The following is an 18108-nucleotide window of genomic DNA, read 5'->3' as shown; positions in this document are numbered from 1 at the left end:
GGTGAGGGGACTATGCGGGACCGGGAAGCCATCTGGCGCGAACTGGACAACGGCAACGGGGTGGCGGCCGTCTCTATGGGCTGGCTGCGTGAGCAGTACAACAGCGACTGGAATCGCCTGAGCCTCGGCCGGGCCACCGAGATCAGCAAGTGGCTCACCGGCGACGGCATAGCCCACCTGCCAACGCCTATGCCCTCGCGAGAGGCCGAAGACGTCCTGCTGTACCAGCGGGAATCCCCCATCGGACTGCTGATCAGAGCTGCACGACTGGAGCCGCCCTTCGCCGAGAACCCGGTAGCTGCGGCCTACTTCCTCTCAGGAGCGCACCGAGTTCCCACCCACTCCGACGCCGTCGAAGCCAGCCCGTAGCCCGGCCACTCGGCGCGCCACGCCGGTATCAACGGCGACCGGACAGCCTCCCGTCCCGGTACGAAGTACCGCCTGCGGTGCCGGGGTCCGCCCCCGCGAGCTGCGTGAGCCCGTGTACTGCGGCATCCATCCGGTCCGGACTGTCCATTCCCGCGACCCAGGTCACCATCTGCTGTTCCAGCTGCGGCCAGGCCCCGACGTGGTGGACGCGGCCTTGCTCGTAGAGCTGGGCGATCGGCTCGGCCCTGAGCCGTTTGCCGTGCTTGGCCGTCACCGACAGCACCGCTGGCATGGGCAGGCCCTCGGTGCGCTGCTCGCGCTGCAACTCCTGCCACGCCTGGCGCAAGATCTGGCGGGACATGTCGCCGCCGTAGTTGGACTCCACCGTGATGGCGTCCGCGCGCAGTTCGATCGCCAGCAGGCACGCCTCCCGGCCCCATGCGTCGGCCCCGCGGTTGCCCGAGCGGTCGTCGAGGACGTACAGGTGCCCGGACCGGTCGCGGGCCACGGCCACAATGCCGGTCTCGTCCCCGACCGCCGACTCCCCGCCGGCCGGATCAACGGCGACGACGATGCGCGCCAGGTCGATACCGCGGAAGCGGGCCGCACTGATGCGGTGATCAGTGATCCACGGCCACTGCCACACCCCGCCTTCCTGCGGGCGGGGCTGCTGCATATACAGCGACCACCACACCCGCTCGCCCACGGAGCGGCGGATCTCGGCGAGCGCCGCCTCGTCGTACCGCTCGGGCCACAGCGCGGCCCCCACCGGCCGACCGAGCGCATCGTCCTCGGCCAGCGCGAGGGCGGGCAGGTTGATGACGGTCCAGCGGTCCGCCTCATCGGCCAGGATCCGCCCCGCAAGGTCATCCTCGTGCCAGCGGGTCTGGATGAGGATGACGGACCCGCCCGGCTCGATACGGGTCAGCAGAACCGCCTGCCACCATTCCCACAGGCGGCGGCGCATCGTCGGCGAGGCCGCCTCGGCGGCATCCTTGATCGGGTCGTCCAGGACCGCCAGGTGCGCGCCCTTACCCGTCAGACCGCCACCGACACCGGCAGCGGCGAAGCCGCCCTCCGTACCGGCGATGTCGAAACGATTCGCCGCCGAGGAGCCCGGCCGCAGCCCGATGCCGATCTGCGGCCCGTACGAGACGATCGCGTCCCTGATCCACCGACCGTGATCATCAGCAAGGTCGGAGGAGTACGAGGCGATCATCACCCGGCGCTCCGGGCGCCGCCGCAGGTACCACAACGGCGCCCACCGGGCGGCCCGCCTCGACTTGCCGTGCCGCGGCGGCATGGTCAGCAGCAGCTTCGTCGGCCGCCCGGCCGCCACCCGCTCGAAGGCAGCGTCGATCTGCGCCAGGTGCGGGGCCTGCATCTCCCGGCCCTCGGTGAGCACCGCGGCCATCGCGCCGGGAGATCGATCCAGCGCCATCTCCCGCTCGACCCGTACGAGCTGGGCTTTGAGCTGCGGAGTGGAGGCGGCGGCGATCTCGCGGCGGCGCTGCGCGGGCAGCGACCGGTACACCTGGAGGACCGCCGCCTCGTCAGCCCTCCCCATCCTCGCCCGAACCGCCGGCCAGGCCGATCAGGCGCTCCAGCTCCTCCAGCCCCGCCGACTCCACCTGCACCGCGGTCCCGTCCGGTCCCGACAGCTCGGTACGGGTCGGACGGTCCAGCCCCAGCAGGCGACTGCTGCGCTCGATGATCCGCACCGCCCGGTCCACCGCCTGCAGATCACCGCTACGGATCGCCGACCGGTAGACAGGAAAGAACAGCCGCTCCAGCCGCTCGGCCATCACCTGACGCAGCTCGTCGGTGGACGAGTCCAGCACCGTGCTGCGCTCCCGCAAGGCTTTGGTGACGTCCTTGCAGGCCAGCTCGATCAGCCGCTTGTCGCTCGGCGGCTCCAGCCCGCGCTTGAACTTGTCGATGCCGTACCCCTGCGGGTAGGCGACGCGGTCGGAGTTGATCGCCGGGTCCGCGGCCAGCTTCCGGCCGATCGTCAGCCAGTCCACCCCGGCCAGCTTCAGATCGATGGCGTCGGCGCGGCGCTGGGTGATGGCGGCCCGCGTGGCGCGATTGGGGCGGCCCATGAACAACTCCCTGGGCCCCGCGCCGTCACACCATGATCTCTGACCGAAGCCACCAGTCGCTGACCTGCGAACTCCGGGCTTTCAGACGCGACAGCAGGACTGCGAACCGGCGCCTGAGCACAGGGGAGAAGAATCGTTCCTGCCGACCTCCTTGATCAAAGCCCGATCACTGGACTGGGGGAGGTGATCGTAGGACGCACCCGTCGTCCCGCCCGTAATGATCAACTTTGCCGCTCTGGATCCCAATGCGACAGAACGCTCGGTTTTTTCGTACTATCCGTACGGTTGCCTAGGGAAATGGTGTAGTGCGGTGCAGGAACGGGCGGTCAAGACGCGGGAGGCGATCCTTCAAGCGGCTGCCGAGCTAATCGACGAGTATGGATTCAGCGAAGCGAGCGTCAGCAAGATCATCAAGCGCGCCGGGGTCACACCAGGCGCCCTGTATTTCCACTTCGAGTCCAAGGAAGCCCTTGCCCACGCGGTCATGCTCGGCCAGGGCGACGGCCTGGAAGCTCCGCCCGGCGAAGACGGCTTGCAGAGGCTGATCGACCAGACGCTCTACCTAGCCGGCGAACTCCAGACCAACCCGAAGCTCCGCGCCGGAGTACGCCTAGCGATCGAGCAAGGAGACTTCGGCCTCCAGGACGACTCCCCGTACAACTACTGGATCGATGAATTCGCCGTGCAACTGATAGCTGCCCAAGCCAAGGGCGAAGTGCTACCAGACGTGGACGTACGAGAGCTGGCCTGGACGCTGGTCGCCTCCTACTCCGGCACCCAACTCCTGTCCCACATCTCCACACGTCGCACTGACCTGTACCGCCGCGTCACCAACCTGTGGAAGTACCTGTTGCCGGCAGTCGCTGACCCGGCTGTCAGGCCGCGGCTGACCTTCAGCCGCCAATGGGACCGGGCCGCCTGAGCACTCACCCGCTAAGGTCAACCTGCGGCGTGCTCGTAGCGGCCTAGACCCGGGCAGTGAGGGGCGAGCCAACGGGATGAGGCAGCTCCGGCGCCCGCCTCGCGAGTGTTCACGCGCCCGGCGACCACCATGACAGCCGTCGGCCCATGGCGATGCCAATCGCGCGACTGCTGCGAAAATGAGGCATAACGATCACGCATCGTCGCAGTACCTGGTGCGGCCCCGGTGTGATGCTCACGCCATGGTCAGCAAGGACACATCAACTCACGAGCACGGCCCGGCCGAATGTTCCCCTCAAGTAGCACCCCCGGCCCCCACGAAACGCCGTCGCTCGGCGACGATGCTGGCCCTCACTGCTGTGGTCTCTTTGACCGTCGGCGGTGGCGTTGGCTATGCCGTCGCACGCATGTCTGGAGCTACTAGCCCTGCGCCCTCTGGTCGAACCGTTTCTGCGGTTTCCGGCATTGACCAGAGGAACGTCTGCAAACTCGTCAGCAGCGACATGCAACAGCAGCTCAGTGTCGTGGAGGCAACTCCTATGTCTGAGGACAAGGGAGCCGCCTCCTGCTACCTGATGATGACGGAGGAAGGAGCTGCGGATCCAGCTGGTTTCGTGGTCGCCTTCTACCCCACCGCAGCGGCGTTGCAGCAGACGGTGGACGGAACAAACGCGATACCGGAGAAGGCGGAGCCGCTGATGATCGAGGGCCGTGCCGCTGCCCGTCAAGTTCTCTACGGCGAGACTTGGAAGGCGCAGTTGACTGTCGACCTTGGTGACGGGGCGAAGCTGTACGTCGAACGATTCGGGCCCAAGGACTCTCTGTCGCAACGAGAGCTGAGGCGGTCTGTGGACGACCTCGCCTCAAGTGTCATCAAAGGCGCGTGATGGTTTGACCTGAGGCTCTGCGTCTCGCCACTCGCGCGCATCTGCTGGCGGCGTCGTCTCCGAGGTGCATCCCGGAGACGACGGTGCGCCTCACCCCAGTGTCAACTGCTGTGGGTCGTCGGTCGCTTCGCCCTTCGGAGAGGGCGGGGCTTCGGGCACTTCGCGGTGTGTGCGGAGCCACCAGGCGAACTGCCAGTTTCGGCAGGTGCGGTACCGGTACGACGACCGGCGGGGCGCGTCCTGCGGAATGCTGTGCTCTCCCCACCCCTTGATCGGTACCGCATTGGCGAGCCGTACGCGCAGGCCGCCGACGAGGGCGTCCCCTTCCCATGTCACGCCCGGTGAATACTCAAAAGCCAAGTGAGCGTTGCGGGTCCAGTCCCATGGAATGGGCAGCGCACACAGGTACCAGGCGACAGGGGGATTTTCTGCCGGCAGGTGCAAGGTCTGGGTGCGCCGCTTCGGGGTGACGTTGTGCCGGTCGCACTCTGCGAACGTCTTCAAGCAGTGTTGCGACAGGTCGAGTTGGCGCACGCCGGCCAGCCACATGATGCGGTAGCTGGCGCGGCTCTCTATCTCTACGCGAACCCATTCCGGGTTCGCCCATGATTTCATTCTCCTACCCCTCCAAAATGGCATTCCTATTCTTGATCAATTCTATCAGAATTTCCACAATTCCCTCATGTTTATTGTGTCGGAAGTCGTTGGGGTAGGGCATGTTGAATTCATTATCGAGGGCTTCTTTGTGGTCCTCGATCGGGAAGGGGCGCGGCTTGCGGCATACCGCCTTGAGCGTGGCCCGGGTCGTGTCGCTCAGCTCCACCTCCTCGAAGTAGCGCGACAGCAGCCCGCGCAGCGACTCGGGTGTGTGATATCGGATGCGCTGCCACTTCCCTCGTGTGAAGCGCATGTCCACGTTGTGCGCATCAAGGAAGCTCAGCCGGGTCGAGTCACGGCTGATGGAGTGCTCCGAATGCTCGTACGCCAGCTCCCGGTCCAAGTTGCGTGTGCCGATGCACACCTGCCCGTCAGCCGCGCACAGCGCGTTGACCGCCAGCAGCACCCAGTGCTGGTACTCCAGGGACGTCGTCGCGTTGATCACCGAGTCCAGCACCACGACCTCGAACAGGCCGTTCGCGCGCAGGTCGCGTTCCAGGCCGCGGATCTGCCCGACGATGCTGCGGATATCCAGCGCGTACTTGCCCTTCAGGGTGCGGTACGGCTCGTAGTCCTGCACCCGGTACCCGCTCGAACGCAGGTGCCGGGCGTAGTCACCGTGGCCGGCACCGAAGTCCACCACCCGGTGCGAGGTCGTCAGCCACGGCAGCACCAGCCGCTCCCACACCTCCGACTTGTAGCGCACCTGGTCCTTCTTCGCCTTCGAGGAGTGCTCGCGAAGCCGGTTGGGCTGGACGATGTGCTGGTTCCACACCGGCGCCTGCTCCTCCAGGCCGGACCAGTCGTACACGCCGTACTCGCCAGTGAGGTCTTCGACGAGCTGCCCGGCGTCGAAGGAGGCCACCGTCCATGCCAGCACATCGAAGCGTTGCGTCTTGGCGACCGCCGCGTACTCCGCGTTCAGCACGACGCGGCCCTGGTCGTCGATGACGACCGACCCCCACGGCCCGTGCGCCGCCGTCATGAACGCGATGGCCTGCTGGAACGGCAGGTTTTTCGACTCCTCCACCTCGATGGTCTGCCACGGAATCCAGCACCACTCGCCGATCGGCCCCGGCTCGGCGTAGACCACCGACGACTCGGTCTCGACGCGGTTGTGAAGGAGGTTGAACTTGATCTCGTCCTGGAGCCTGACCTTCTGCGGCAGGATCATCGCCGGTGTCGTCGTCTGCCCGATCGCCTTGAGGCCCTTGGTCCTCTGGTGGCCGGCGACCAGCGTCCCGTCCGCATTCAAGATCACTGGCTTCACCGCACCGTGGCGACGCAGCGAATCCTGCAGACGCACGAAGGACTCCTCGGACAGGTGCCGCGGGTTGTAGTCGGCCGGGCGCAGCTTCTCCAGCGGATACGCCGGGTCGAAACGCACGTCGAGACGGTTGCTCACGCCACGTCCCCCTCGCGGGCCTGGTGCTCCTCGTTGAGAACGTGCCACCCGAAGCCCATGTCCGAGTCGTGCGCGTCGACGAACTGCCGGTACAGCGCATCCAGCAGTTCGACCTCGGCCTGCGTGATCCGCACCCGCGTCGAAGACCACTGAAGATAGCCCCACTGCAAGTAGTCCACCGTGGCCGCGGCCCCCGTCCCGGCCCCGTCACTGGGCAACTCGATCGGCGCCGGCAGGGCCGTGTCATCCAGGAGCTGATCCAGCTGCGCCTGGTCGTACCCGGTGCCCTGAAGGTCGGGCAGATCGGTGAGGATGTCGGCGAGCAGCGCCGTGTCGTACCCCGCCAGGTCGTTGGTGCGGTTATCAACGATGACGATCTTCGCCGCCGCATCATCGTCCACGTCGAGCCAGGTGACCGCGATCTCGTCCCAGCCGAGCCGCTTGGCCGCCTTCAGCGTGTGGTTGCCCGCCAGAACCTCGTTCAGCCGACCGGTCAACGAGCCCTTGTTGACGACGATCGGCCGGTACTGGCCGTTCGTGGACAGCGACTCGGCGATCGCATCGAGATCACCGGTACGCGGGTTGCGGTGATAGGCGGCAAGCTGATCAACGGGTACGGCCAGGTCCGCGAGCGAGGCCGGGATGTGAGAGGCGGACACGAAACTCCAGCCCCACGCCCGCATCCGAGCTTAGGCGACCAGAGTCAGAGACCGCCGACCTCGAATACTGCCTCGTGAAGTCGGCCCTGCTCCCGCGGCGCCCCTTTCTTCATCGGGCGGAGCCTCTTCCCCGACGGACTTCCGGCGGCCGGAAGCGGTATGCCGACAGGTGACAGCGCCTGCCGTCGGTGAGATGGTGGCGGCGCCCACAGTGGGTGGGCCCGGTGAGTGGGTCGCACGGTCTTCCTGCCGCCCGCTGGCCCTCGCCCTGGTTCGTAGTGTCCGACATCCCGCGAGTTCCCCTGAGCCCCGCTGAGTCCTCGGCCCCGTGGCCAGGGGGTTCTTCCTCCTTCAGGTGTTCTACGGCCTTGTGACGTAACTTCGGGATTCTTGAAGCGTTCTCACCTCGTCCGACCGATCCGCAGTCGGGCCGAAGGCGAGGAGGCTCGGGTTGGCGGCGCTGGCAATCGTGCGGGACCTGCGCGAGCACTGGACACCCGCGTCGACGGAGGAGCTGGAGCGGTTCGAGACCGACGCCCTGTCCGGGTTCGTCCTCGCACGCGCCTCGGCAGGGCTGGCAGACGGCACGATCCGCGGGGACGTCGGGCACTTGGACCAGATCAGGTCCTGGTTCGGCCGGCCGCTGTGGGACATGGAGGCCGCTGACGCTGACGCGTACTTCGGGAAGGTGCTCCGGAACTCTCCCAGCGGCACCCGCCTGGCCCGGTCGCAGGCGCTGACGACGTACTTCATGTTCCTGGAGCTGCGGCACAAGGTCGAACTCCACCGGATGACCGGCCGGGTCGTCGAGTGCCCGATCGACGAGATGAACCGGCCTCGTGGGTCCAAGGACGCCCAGCTGCGGATCCCGCCGAGCGAGCCGGAGGTCGGGACACTGTTCACCGGCTGGGGCGGCGAACTGGCGACCTGCCGCAAGTTCGCCCCTACCGCCAGGAACTACACCGCATCGAAGCTGATGTCCCAGGTCGGACTGCGGGTGAGCGAGGCATGCAAGCTCGACCTCGCCGACATCAAGTGGGACCTGGGCCGCTTCGGCAAGCTCCACGTCCGCCATGGCAAGGGTGCCCGCGGATCGGGCCCGCGCGAGCGCATGGTGCCGCTGATCAATGGCGCCGACCACACGCTGCGGTGGTTCATCGAGGATGTCTGGGGCCAGTTCGATGACGACCACACCCGCCCCGGTGCCCCGCTGTTCCCCTCCGAGCGAAGGAACACCGACGGGACCTCACGCCGGGTGGGCGACGACGCCCTGCGAAGCGGGCTCAAGGAAGCAGCCAAGCTGCATCTTCCGGGCTGGGGCGAGACGCTGACCCCGCACGTCCTGCGGCACTTCTGTGCGTCCCAACTCTACGGAAACGGACTCGACTTGCTCGCGATCCAGGAGGTTTTGGGGCACTCCTGGATCGCCACGACCATGCGATACATCCACGTCCAACAGACCCGGGTTGAAGATGCCTGGGTCGCCGGGACGGAACGGGCCGCGAAGCGACTGGAAGGACTGGTCCGATGAGGTGGAACCTACGGCTGACCGCCGCGAACAAGGGCGTCTGGAAAGCCTCTGAGCTCCAACGGAGCCTGGCCGAGCACGGCCTGGTGATCTCGGCCGGGAAGATGTCCGGTCTGTGGTCCGGCCAGCCCGTCTCACTCAAGCTGGAGGACCTGGACGTCATCTGTGTCGCCCTCGGCTGCGAGATCAGCGATCTGCTGATCCCCGAGCCGGAGAAAGTCCGCCGCCCCGGCGAGGAGACCGGCCAGCAGGCCGCCGTTGCGGCTGGCCCGGCCTCGGCGGTGGTTCCGCGTCGCCGTGACGGCCGGTCTCTGCCGCCGATGTGATGGCCTACGTTCTGCCGGCAGGCAAGTGCAAACCGCCAGCAAGTTGCCCGACCTGCTTCGGCTGGGGCGTGCTGCCCGGCCGCGCCTGCGGCGCATGTGAGAGCTTCCGCCGCAGAGAGGAGCCCGCCGAGTGCGGCGGCTGCCAGCGGACAGTGCGGTTGAAGAAGGGGTACTGCCGTCTGTGCTGGCATCAGGCGAGCCAGGACGCCAGGGGTCAAGTCACCGTACTGGAGCCTTACCTGGAGAAGGTTCGGCACCATCAGCTGTTCTTCACCAACCTCCACCGTCCACGTCAGCCCGGCCCTCCCAGAGGTAAGCAGGGACGTCGCCGGGGGCGCCCGAGCCACCCCGACCCGGCCCCCGCCCAGCGGCCGGTCTCCGGCTGGCTCCAGCCGCCGCTGTTCGAGGCCCGCCGAGATTTCACCCGGTTCGATCGCCAGGAACACGCCCGGCTCGACAACCCGTGGCTCGCCTGGGCCCGGCACACCGCACATCGTCTCGGCGAAGCGCACGGCTGGCCTCGCGGTGTCCGCCTCGACGTCGGCCGAGCCCTGGTCATCGTGCTGTCCGGCCATCTCAGCGGCGAAGTCGTGCGGCACTCCGAGATTTTCCCGGCCCTGCGATCCCGCGGGCTCAGCGTTCAGCGCACAGTGGAAGTGCTCACCGACATCGGCGTCTTCCAAGACGACCGGACGCCGTCGTTCGAACAGTGGCTGGACCGCAAGCTCGAAGGCATCGCCCCCGGAATCCGCCGCGACGTGGAGCACTGGGCCCGCCTCCTGCACGATGGCGGCCCCAGGTCCCAGCCCCGCGACGAGTCCACGGTCTGGAACTACCTGAACCGGATCCGCCCCGTCCTGCTGGAATGGTCAGCCCAGCACGACCACCTGCGCGAGCTGGCCCGCGGCGACATCGTCACCCAGCTCGATGCCCTCCACGGCAGCCAGCGACGGCACACCCTCATCGTGCTGCGGTCGCTGTTCGGCCGGGCGAAGAAGAACGGCACCATCTTCAAGAATCCGACCAGCCGAATCCGCGTCGGACAGCACGAATACGGCATCCTTCAACCCCTGGAGCCCGAGTACGTCAACAACTCGGTCACGGCAGTCACCAAGCCGGCGGACCGCCTGGCCCTCGTACTCGCCGCCGTGCACGCCGCACGATCCGGTGCGATCCGGCGCCTCCAACTCGACGACCTCGATATCGGCAACCGCAAGCTCGTGATCGACGGCCGAGTCCGGCCCCTCGACGAGCTGACGCTGCACGTCGCCCGCGAGTGGCTGGACCACCGGCGCCGCCGCTGGCCCGACACCGCCAACCTGCACCTGCTGATCAACAAGTTCACCGCCTTGGGCACCGGCCCGGTCAGCGCCGTCTCCTTGACCGCACCGCTTCGCGGCCAGGCCGCCACCCTGGAACAGCTCCGGGTCGACCGACAGCTCGAAGAAGCCCTCTCCCACGGCCCTGACGCCCTCCACCTCGCCGAGGTCTTCGGTCTGGACGAGAAGACCGCGATCCGGTACGCGAACTCCGCCCGCGCTCTCCTGGAGCAAGACCTGGAATCCGACCCCGCGACTTCACCACGAACCTGCGGGTCCAACCCCTGACAGCAGGCCCCTCAACCCTCGGGTTCCCCCTGAGAACCCCTCAGTTTTCGCGAACTCACGGGCCTCAGGGGGTCCAGCCAAGGTGAGCTCAAAAGCCGCCACAGGATGATCTTGAACCGGTGAGGGCAGGCCCTCCGGTATTGCTCCAGGAATGAACGTTGAGGGGTTGGGTCATTACAGGGGGTGCCGTTAACGAGCAGTCGGCCGAGTGACAAGTACCCCGCCGGTAGCCTTCGGTTCGAAGGGGGCCTGGTGGTCGCGCGTCCGAGGCAGCGCCTCTTCCGGGAGCGGGACGGAACGCCCCGCGCAGGTCGGTGGCCCGGCAGCTCACTTGAGGGGATGCGCTTGCGTGCGAACACCGGTGCCACCTCGCTGCTGTTGAGCAAGGGCAGGTTGATGGTCAACGCCTGTTTTGTTCTGCGGCGAGGAAGCCCAGGTCCAGGGTGCGGCAGGCTTCCTCCAGGTGCCGTTCACGCTCCGTCTCGTCGGCGTCGGCGTGTGTCATCAGTCTGAGTGCAGCGGTCACGGTGACCGCGCCCAGTTGCACGGTGTAGGAGTCCTCGGGCAGGTGACGGCGCTGCGCGATGCCCAGGGCGACTGCGTGGACGAACCTGGTGTACATCTGGGTCGCCTGCGTGTGCAGGATCGGGTTGCGGCCGGTGATGTCGTGAACGATGTCGGCGAAGCCGCTCTCGGCCACGTCGAAGACGGCTGGTGCCAGGGCCCGGAGCGCGGCGCATACGGCGCTCTCGGATGGCGGCCTGGCCGCGATCATTTCGACGATGCGCGCGTCGTCCGCTTCGTCCCAGGCCAGGAAGACCTCGTCCTTCGTCGCGAAGTGGTTGAAGAAGGTGCGCCGGGATACACCCGCCTCGGCGCAGATCGCATCGACGCTGATCTGGGCGGGCTGCTGCGACCGCGCCAGTGTGCTGGCGGCATCCCGCAGGCGCGCTCTCGTCGCCCGTTTCCGCCACTCACGTTGGCCCGGCTTCTGATCTTGCTGCTCGCCCACTGCCCTGCCCTCGCTTTCCGTACAGCGTTCAGTCATCCATGAGCCTGCGCAGGGAGTGCCGCACTCAAGGCATCTCGTTGCACTCGCTGCACTATGTAGGTTACCGTGGAAACCGAGAGTGCAGTGAGTGCATCCAGTGTGCTGACCGAGCCGATCGCAGTCAGCCCCGTGCCGCGGACCCGGAGGTCTCCTGTCTCCGGCGACTGCGCAGCCGCCGACAGCCGTCGGCGCCAGGTCCGCCACACCCGCCGCGAGCCCGACGGGCCTCTTTGTCGAAGAACCAACTACCTATGAAGGGCGGCTCCTGTGCCCACTCAGAGCAATGCCACCACGCGCGCGCTGGTCCTCGGAGGCGGCGGGCCCGTCGGTGTCGGCTGGCAGACCGGTCTGCTGTCCGGCCTGCGTGAGGCCGGCGTCGGCCTGGAGGAGGCCGACGTCATCCTCGGAACATCCGCGGGCTCCGTTGTCGGAGCCCACCTCGCCGGCTGCGGCGACCTCGCCGACGTCCCCGCCCTCCTGTCGGCGACGGAGCACCACATCGGCCCCGACGCTCTGGCCGCCAGTTCCGGGGCACTGCTGACCGCGATGGAGCAAGCCGGGCGCGACTGCGACCCGCGCAGGGTGCTCACCGCGATCGGCCGCACCGCGCAGACGGCCGGCACCCTGAAGGAGGACGCCTACCTCGATCTCTTCAGCGTCCTCGCCGACACCGACTGGCCCGCCGCATTCCAGTGCACCGCGATCGACACCGACAGCGGCGAACTGGTCGTCTGGGGGGCCGACTCCGGCGTCCCGCTCCAGAGCGCGGTGGCCGCCAGCTGCTCCATACCGGCCGTCTTCCCGCCGGTCACGATCGCCGGGCGCCGCTACATGGACGGCGGCATCCTCAGCCACCTCAACGCGGCAGCAGCACCAGCCACCGACATCGTCCTCGCGATATCGTGCTTCGCCCTCAGCGACCAGGAGAACGGAAACGGGCCTCGCTTCTCCGCCGTGGCTGACATCGTCAGCAGCGAACTGGACCAATTGCGCGAGAGCCGCGATGTCATGGCCGTCGAGCCCGTCTTCGGCGACGGCATGGCGCCGCCGAAGACGGTGGGCCCCCAATTGGTCACCCAGGCCACCGAAATCGGCCTGCGGCAGGCAGCACACGCAGGGCCGCAGATCCAGACGTTCTGGGGCTCCTGACGTACGGCACTCGCCACCGAGCCCTCACACAATGGGCAGCCAGGTGACTCCGGAGCGTGCTGATGCGCCCGTCCGGCGGCCGCCGAACCGCCAGGGCCGCACCCGGCCAGGGGCCCCAGTGGCCGACCAGTCACGCGACGCCGCCGCCCGTGATCCCTCTGTCGGCGCACACATGGACGAGTCCAGCGACCGACCCCGCACATCCGTACCCGGCTTCGCAGACAGGCGCGTGCCGGGCATCAAGCCAGTAGGAGATTCAAAAATGGGAATGCCGCCCACCGAAGCGGCCCCGGCAGCCATACCGGAGCAGGCCGCGAATGAGGTCGGCAAGAAGCCCGCCAGCGTACGCACGGTGCTGTTCGCACTCATGATCGCGATGCTGCTCGCCATGCTCGACAACATGATCGTCGGCACCGCGATGCCCACGATCGTCAGCGAACTGGGCGGCATGAGCCACCTGTCCTGGGTGGTGACCTCCTACACCCTGGCCACCGCGGCCTCGACCCCGATCTGGGGCAAGCTCGGCGACATGTACGGGCGCAAAGGCGTCTTTCTCACCTCCATCGTGATCTTCCTGATCGGCTCCGGGCTGTCCGGCATGGCCCAGGACATGGGCCAGCTCATCGGCTTCCGCGCGGTCCAGGGCCTGGGCGCGGGTGGTCTGATGGTCGGCGTCATGGCCATCATCGGCGATCTCGTCCCGCCGCGGGAGCGCGGAAAGTACCAGGGCATGATGGCCGGCGTCATGGCCGTCGCGATGATCGGCGGGCCCCTGGTCGGCGGCGCGATCACCGACCACATGGGCTGGCGCTGGAGCTTCTACATCAACCTGCCGCTCGGCGCGATCGCGCTGATCGCGATCACCGCCGTCCTGCACCTGCCGAAGAAACGCTCGCAGTCCCGCGTCGACTACGTAGGTGCCGCGCTGCTGACCGTCGGCATCACCTCGTTGGTCCTGATGACCACCTGGGGCGGGACCGAGTACCCCTGGGCGTCAGCGCAGATCATCGGGCTCGGCGTGCTGACCCTCCTCGCCATCGCGGCCTTCATCCTCGTCGAGCGGAAGGCCGGCGAGCCGGTGCTGCCGCTGCACATCTTCCGCAACCGCAACTTCTCGCTCATCACTGTCGTCGGTTTCCTCGTCGGCTTCGCCATGTTCGGGGCGATGACCTTCCTGCCGCTGTACCAGCAGGCCGTCCAGGGTGCCTCGGCCACCAACTCCGGACTGCTGCTCCTGCCCCTGCTGGGCTCCATGATGGCCGTCTCGCTGATCGCGGGCCGCTACACGACCCGAACGGGCAAGTACAAGGTTCTCGTGGTCGGCGGCGCCATGCTGATGACCGCCGGGATGGGGCTGCTGTCCCTGATGGACACCGGCACCACGCGTTTCGCTTCGGGTGCCTACATGGCGGTGCTCGGTGCCGGCCTGGGCTGTCTGATGCAGACGTCCATGCTGATCGCGCAGAACAGCGTCGAGACAAAGGACATCGGCGTCGGCTCCTCGTCCTCCACCCTCTTTCGCACCGTCGGCGGATCCGTCGGCGTCGCCGTCTTCGGCGCGCTCTTCACGAACAAGGTCCAGGACGTGATGCAGGAGCGGGCCGGTGGCAGCGGTGCCGCGATGGCCGGCGCCCAGCTCGACCCCAAGAGCCTGGCCAAGCTGCCGCCCATGGTCAAGGACGCCTACCTCCACGCGGTCTCCAGCGGCACCCACCTGGTCTTCGTCTGGGGAGCGGCGATCAGCGTTCTCGGCTTCATCGCGGCCTGGTTCCTCAAGGAAACCCCACTGCGCGGAGGCCCCACCGAGCCGGCCAAGAGCACGGAGCGTGGGGACGCTCCCTCGGGTCAGACGGCGGGAGCGGAGTCCGTCTGACCCGGCAACTCTTGGCCTGGCGGGCGGCCCGGCACAGGCCGATCTCTCTATGCCGGGCCGCCCGCCGACCCCACCACCCCCTGCCCAGCCACCGGCCCCCTCGCCGTCCTGCCCCTGACGCCTGCCGGCCACCCCGGCCGGACCCGCTCCGCCTGCTGCGCGCCTCCACCCGCCTGGACCACTACCGCGGCACCAACGCCCCGCTGCACGAACTCCTGCTGCGCGAACCACTGGAGACCGACTCCGGACCGCACCGGTACATCAACCGCGGCTACATCCTGCTCGGCCTGGCCCTGGCCCACCTCCACCAGGCACCCCTGGACATGCTCGGCCGCGAATTGTGGACCGGCCTGGGCATGCACCGCACCTGCTACGGCCCCGTCACCCGGTCCCGGACCGTCGCCCCGACCGAACAGCGCCTGCCCGGCGCCCCGCGAATCTGGGGCGCCGCCCACGACGACAACGCCGCCCTGATGGGCGGCATCGCCGGGCACGCAGGCGTCTTCTCCACCCCCGGCGACCTCGCCGCCTACGCGCAAGCCCTGATCACCGCCTACCAGGACGGCGGCGCGCTGGGCGGCTGGCTGCGGGCCAGCCTGGTCCCGCACGCCCCGATCGAGCCGGGCCTCGACCGCGGCCTGTCCTGGGTGCTGGCCGACGGTGGCCGCATCGCCTACCACCACGGCTTCACCGGGACCAGCCTCTACCTTGCCCCTGACACCGGCCGCTACCTGGTCATCTGCACCAACGCCGTCTACCACGGCGCCGCCCGCACCCGCATCGCACCCCTGCGTTCCCTCGCCCTCAAAACGATCTCCGCCATCTGACTCCCGGGAGGGCCCCGATGGGTGATCTGCTGGCCGACCACACCACCCTGCGCCTGGGCGGCCCCGCCGACCGGCTGGTCACCCACACCGACCCCGCCCACTGGACCGACCTTGCACTCGGCCTTCACACCCCGCCGTTCATCCTCGGCGGCGGCAGCAACACCCTCGCCGACGACGCCGGACACCCCGGCACCGCGGTGCGCATGGCGACTCGCGGCACCACCTTCCGTCGGCACGGGAACAACATCGTGGAAGTCACCGTGCAAGCAGGAGAGCCGCTGGCCGGGCTCGTCGCGCACTGCGTCCACGAGGGCCTGTCCGGCATCGAGTACCTTGGCGGCATTCCCGGCACCATCGGCGCCGCCCCGGTGCAGAACACCGGCGCCTACGGCCAGCAGATCTCCGACGGCCTCGCCCACCTCACGGTCTACGACTGGCAGCAGCGCACGATCACCGAACTCCAACCCGATCACTGTGCATTCGGCTACCGCACCAGCACCTTCAAAACCAGGCCGGCCGCTGGACCATCCTCCAGCTCGCGCTGCACCTGACCCGCGCTCAGAGCGCGGCACCGGTCACCAACCCCCACCTCGCCGACGCCCTCGGCACCCGCCCCGGCGCGCGCCCGCCCCTGGGGGAAGCCGCCGCAGGCGTTCTCGCCGACCGCTGCCGACGCGGCCTGACCCTGCCCGACACCGGACCGGACGCACGACAGGCGGGCTCGGTCTTCCTCAACCCGCCCCTCACCCGCGCCCAGGCCCACCTCGTCCGGACAGCCGGCGGACTGGTTTACCGCGACGACTTCGGCACCCTTCGCACCAGCGCCGGTTGGCTTCTCCAGCTGACCGGCCACTACCCGGGCAGTCAAATAACTTCCGGCGTACGCTGCTCAACCCGCCGTACCTTGACCCTGACCGCCCACCAAGGGGCGACCTCAGCCGCGTTCACCACAGCATTGCAAACACTCGCTCGCCAGGTCCGGGAAGCCACCACCATCCACCTGCGCCCTGAACCCGTCCGGCCCCCTGCTACGTGCACCGTGAACGGCGCGCCCGCACGATGAGGTTATGGCCGTCCCCCCTGTCATCGTGCATCCGTTGTCGCCGACTGGCGGCCGACGCGTCACCGTACGCGGAGAGATCGCTGGACTGGCGCACGACAGGCGGGACGTCCAGGAGTTCTTGCGGCGTGCAGGGGTAGCGGAGGACGCCGACGCGATCCCGCTGGACGACCCGCGGCTGGTGGAGTGGAGGGGCGGCGGGCCGGAAGAGTGGGGCGGTGCCGAGGGCTGAGTTCGTGGCCCGTTACCGCTTTGGGGACGTAGCCACCTGGCTCCTGATGCATCGGCCGTCCGGGCAAGACGAAACCCCGCGGACGGGGGATGCCGCGGGGTTTCGCTGTCGAGCCTACAGCCCAGACAGGTGTATGGGGCAACCGTGTTCAGCCGCCGGAGTGCGCGCCGACGTACCGGGCCCAGACCTCAGCCTCTCCACCTTTGGTGCCGTGCGCCTTGGCTTCGAAGACGCCTGCGGGCCGGAAGGCAGAGAGCTTGCCCGTACGCACCCGGTGAGCCTGGTTGGAGGCCCGGTTCATGGTGTCGTGGGTGTCGATGTGGGCCCAGTCACCGGGGCGGCCTCGCAGGGCCTGCGCGGTCTCGTGGGTCTCCTGGCTGCGGTGGGGGATGGGTGGGGTATCGAACCGTACGTGCATCAGGACTTGCGTTTCCCTGGGTGGTCGGTAGGTGTGGCGACGGTCTCGGCGAGATGCCGGATGCGATCGGCTGCGCGCCATTGGCCGTCCGCTAGGTGCTCGCACAACTCGTTGGCGAGCTTGGCGATCTCAGCCAGAGCCGCGTCGAGCTGGGGCGGGGCCTGCTGGCCGGGGGTGGGGCAGGTGGTGTCAGCCATGGAGCGCGCCTTGGGGGTCAGCGGTTGTTGCAGCGGCAGGTGTTGGTGATCAGGTTGAAGTAGCTGTCACAACTGTTGCACCAGGGGCCGGGGGGCGGTGTGGTGCTGTCGGTGGCCGTCACGGCGTAGTCCTTGTCCATGATTCGGGTAGTTGGGCTCGGGGCCCGGTGGGGGCGAGAGTGGCGACGATGAGGCTGAGGTCTTTGGGGCGCCACAGCGCGGTTTCGAGGCCGCAGGCTGCGAGGTGGGTGAGCCATTCGCGTTGGGCGGGTCGGATGCGGCCGGTGTCCGACTTCAGCTCGGCGAACAGCGTGCGTTTGGTCTGGGGATGGCCGTACACCTCGTCGGGCCAGCCAGCGTCGGAGCGGCGACTGTTGTGGGTGTGGTAGGCCAGCGTCCAGCCGCGTGCGGCGGCGAGTTGGCGTACGTGCCGGCGGAACTGTTCTTCGGTGACGCTCACGCCGCTTTCCCCCGTCGAGGGGCGATGGCCGCTTCGAGGTCGGCTCGGTGCCGGGCTGCGTCCGGGTCCGGCGCCGGGGTGTGCTGCGGACGGATCGCTACCGCCCGCGTGGGGCGGCGGTGGCGTTCTTTGAGGAGTTCGGGCAGGGGCGCCCGGTGGTGTTCTTGGAGGATCTCGCTCATGGGGCGGCCGTATCGCTCGGCGATCAGTGCCTCGTACAGCTCTGAGTCGTAGGTGGTGGTCTCGGCAGGCATCTGGTTCTCCGTGGGTGGGCCGGGGCCCGCTGTCGGAGGAGCGGGCCCCGGCCGGAGGGGTGGCCCGTATCGGACGGGCCTTCCGGGCGGGCTGGGCGCGGGGGGTCGCTGCCCGTCCGGAGGTCG

General features: G+C 68.3%; 22 protein-coding genes. 12 read left to right on the top strand and 10 right to left on the bottom strand.

Features of this window, described 5'->3' with window-relative positions:
• The first annotated feature begins 12 nt into the window (after nt 1-12).
• Nucleotides 13-369, top strand: a complete 357-nt coding sequence (locus ACZ53K_RS09055) for a hypothetical protein (RefSeq protein WP_398477365.1) — start codon at nt 13-15, stop codon at nt 367-369.
• A 28-nt stretch (nt 370-397) separates the two neighbouring features.
• Here the strand turns inward: ACZ53K_RS09055 and ACZ53K_RS09050 are convergent, their stop codons facing one another.
• Entirely contained in the window at nt 398-1936 is a 1539-nt protein-coding gene (locus ACZ53K_RS09050; protein WP_468833180.1) for a terminase large subunit domain-containing protein, read from the bottom strand.
• Nucleotides 1923-2471 (bottom strand): hypothetical protein, encoded by a 549-nt coding sequence (locus ACZ53K_RS09045; RefSeq protein ID WP_468833179.1) that lies wholly within the window; start codon nt 2469-2471, stop codon nt 1923-1925. Before ACZ53K_RS09045 ends, ACZ53K_RS09050 begins: the two co-directional genes overlap by 14 nt.
• A 217-nt stretch (nt 2472-2688) precedes the next feature.
• Between ACZ53K_RS09045 and ACZ53K_RS09040 the strand changes: the two genes are divergently transcribed.
• A complete protein-coding gene (locus ACZ53K_RS09040) occupies nt 2689-3393 on the top strand; it encodes a ScbR family autoregulator-binding transcription factor (protein ID WP_468833176.1) in 705 nt (234 codons plus the stop codon).
• Nucleotides 3394-3931: 538 nt separating this feature from the next.
• On the top strand, nt 3932-4279 hold the full coding sequence (locus ACZ53K_RS09035; protein ID WP_468833175.1) for a hypothetical protein: 348 nt from the start codon (nt 3932-3934) through the stop codon (nt 4277-4279).
• 90 nt (nt 4280-4369) lie between these two features.
• Here ACZ53K_RS09035 and ACZ53K_RS09030 read toward each other — a convergent pair whose 3' ends face one another.
• Genes ACZ53K_RS09030 through ACZ53K_RS09020 form a run of 3 tightly spaced genes read right to left on the bottom strand, consistent with a single transcriptional unit; the run spans nt 4370 to nt 7000 of the window.
• Entirely contained in the window at nt 4370-4894 is a 525-nt protein-coding gene (locus ACZ53K_RS09030) for a hypothetical protein (RefSeq protein ID WP_468833171.1), read from the bottom strand.
• Between the two features lie 4 nt (nt 4895-4898).
• Nucleotides 4899-6341 carry a ParB N-terminal domain-containing protein gene (locus ACZ53K_RS09025; RefSeq protein WP_468833169.1) on the bottom strand — a complete coding sequence of 481 codons (1443 nt, stop codon included), beginning with the start codon at nt 6339-6341 and terminating at the stop codon, nt 4899-4901.
• On the bottom strand, nt 6338-7000 hold the full coding sequence (locus tag ACZ53K_RS09020; RefSeq protein ID WP_468833166.1) for a ParB/RepB/Spo0J family partition protein: 663 nt from the start codon (nt 6998-7000) through the stop codon (nt 6338-6340). Before ACZ53K_RS09020 ends, ACZ53K_RS09025 begins: the two co-directional genes overlap by 4 nt.
• A 451-nt stretch (nt 7001-7451) precedes the next feature.
• On the opposite strand from ACZ53K_RS09020, the gene ACZ53K_RS09015 reads away from it, so the two are divergent.
• From ACZ53K_RS09015 to ACZ53K_RS09005, 3 genes are all read left to right on the top strand, one after another.
• A complete protein-coding gene (locus ACZ53K_RS09015) occupies nt 7452-8531 on the top strand; it encodes a tyrosine-type recombinase/integrase (protein WP_468833163.1) in 1080 nt (359 codons plus the stop codon).
• The gene (locus ACZ53K_RS09010; RefSeq protein ID WP_468833161.1) at nt 8528-8854 is read left to right on the top strand and encodes a helix-turn-helix domain-containing protein; all 327 of its coding nucleotides are present in this window, start codon (nt 8528-8530) and stop codon (nt 8852-8854) included. Before ACZ53K_RS09015 ends, ACZ53K_RS09010 begins: the two co-directional genes overlap by 4 nt.
• 152 nt (nt 8855-9006) lie before the next feature.
• Nucleotides 9007-10461, top strand: coding sequence for a hypothetical protein (locus ACZ53K_RS09005; RefSeq protein ID WP_468833158.1), 1455 nt, complete (start codon nt 9007-9009; stop codon nt 10459-10461).
• Nucleotides 10462-10861: 400 nt separating this feature from the next.
• Here the strand turns inward: ACZ53K_RS09005 and ACZ53K_RS09000 are convergent, their stop codons facing one another.
• Nucleotides 10862-11473: a TetR/AcrR family transcriptional regulator gene (locus tag ACZ53K_RS09000; protein ID WP_468833156.1), complete on the bottom strand. Its 612-nt coding sequence runs from the start codon at nt 11471-11473 to the stop codon at nt 10862-10864.
• A 306-nt stretch (nt 11474-11779) separates the two neighbouring features.
• On the opposite strand from ACZ53K_RS09000, the gene ACZ53K_RS08995 reads away from it, so the two are divergent.
• The 6 genes from ACZ53K_RS08995 (at nt 11780) to ACZ53K_RS08970 (ending at nt 16653) form a co-directional block, all read left to right on the top strand.
• On the top strand, nt 11780-12661 hold the full coding sequence (locus ACZ53K_RS08995) for a patatin-like phospholipase family protein (RefSeq protein WP_468833153.1): 882 nt from the start codon (nt 11780-11782) through the stop codon (nt 12659-12661).
• A 262-nt stretch (nt 12662-12923) separates the two neighbouring features.
• Nucleotides 12924-14534 (top strand): MDR family MFS transporter, encoded by a 1611-nt coding sequence (locus ACZ53K_RS08990; RefSeq protein ID WP_468833151.1) that lies wholly within the window; start codon nt 12924-12926, stop codon nt 14532-14534.
• 11 nt (nt 14535-14545) lie between these two features.
• Nucleotides 14546-15361 carry a serine hydrolase gene (locus tag ACZ53K_RS08985; protein WP_468833148.1) on the top strand — a complete coding sequence of 272 codons (816 nt, stop codon included), beginning with the start codon at nt 14546-14548 and terminating at the stop codon, nt 15359-15361.
• A gap of 17 nt (nt 15362-15378) precedes the next feature.
• Nucleotides 15379-15912 (top strand): FAD-binding protein, encoded by a 534-nt coding sequence (locus ACZ53K_RS08980; protein WP_468833146.1) that lies wholly within the window; start codon nt 15379-15381, stop codon nt 15910-15912.
• On the top strand, nt 15795-16424 hold the full coding sequence (locus ACZ53K_RS08975) for a hypothetical protein (protein ID WP_468833398.1): 630 nt from the start codon (nt 15795-15797) through the stop codon (nt 16422-16424). Before ACZ53K_RS08980 ends, ACZ53K_RS08975 begins: the two co-directional genes overlap by 118 nt.
• A 4-nt stretch (nt 16425-16428) precedes the next feature.
• Nucleotides 16429-16653, top strand: coding sequence for a hypothetical protein (locus ACZ53K_RS08970; RefSeq protein ID WP_468833143.1), 225 nt, complete (start codon nt 16429-16431; stop codon nt 16651-16653).
• Between the two features lie 148 nt (nt 16654-16801).
• Here the strand turns inward: ACZ53K_RS08970 and ACZ53K_RS08965 are convergent, their stop codons facing one another.
• From ACZ53K_RS08965 to ACZ53K_RS08950, 4 genes are all read right to left on the bottom strand, one after another.
• The gene (locus ACZ53K_RS08965) at nt 16802-17071 is read right to left on the bottom strand and encodes a hypothetical protein (RefSeq protein WP_468833141.1); all 270 of its coding nucleotides are present in this window, start codon (nt 17069-17071) and stop codon (nt 16802-16804) included.
• Nucleotides 17071-17268 (bottom strand): hypothetical protein, encoded by a 198-nt coding sequence (locus ACZ53K_RS08960; protein WP_468833137.1) that lies wholly within the window; start codon nt 17266-17268, stop codon nt 17071-17073. Before ACZ53K_RS08960 ends, ACZ53K_RS08965 begins: the two co-directional genes overlap by 1 nt.
• Nucleotides 17269-17386: 118 nt before the next feature.
• Nucleotides 17387-17728, bottom strand: a complete 342-nt coding sequence (locus ACZ53K_RS08955; protein WP_468833134.1) for a VRR-NUC domain-containing protein — start codon at nt 17726-17728, stop codon at nt 17387-17389.
• The gene (locus ACZ53K_RS08950; RefSeq protein ID WP_468833132.1) at nt 17725-17982 is read right to left on the bottom strand and encodes a hypothetical protein; all 258 of its coding nucleotides are present in this window, start codon (nt 17980-17982) and stop codon (nt 17725-17727) included. The genes ACZ53K_RS08955 and ACZ53K_RS08950 overlap by 4 nt, the downstream gene beginning before the upstream one ends.
• Between the last annotated feature and the right edge of the window lie 126 nt (nt 17983-18108).

It is taken from the genome of Streptomyces sp. NPDC033221 (genome assembly GCF_055577005.1).
The sequence above is the reverse complement of the archived record's forward strand: the minus strand, read 5'-3'. Positions and strand labels throughout refer to the sequence as shown.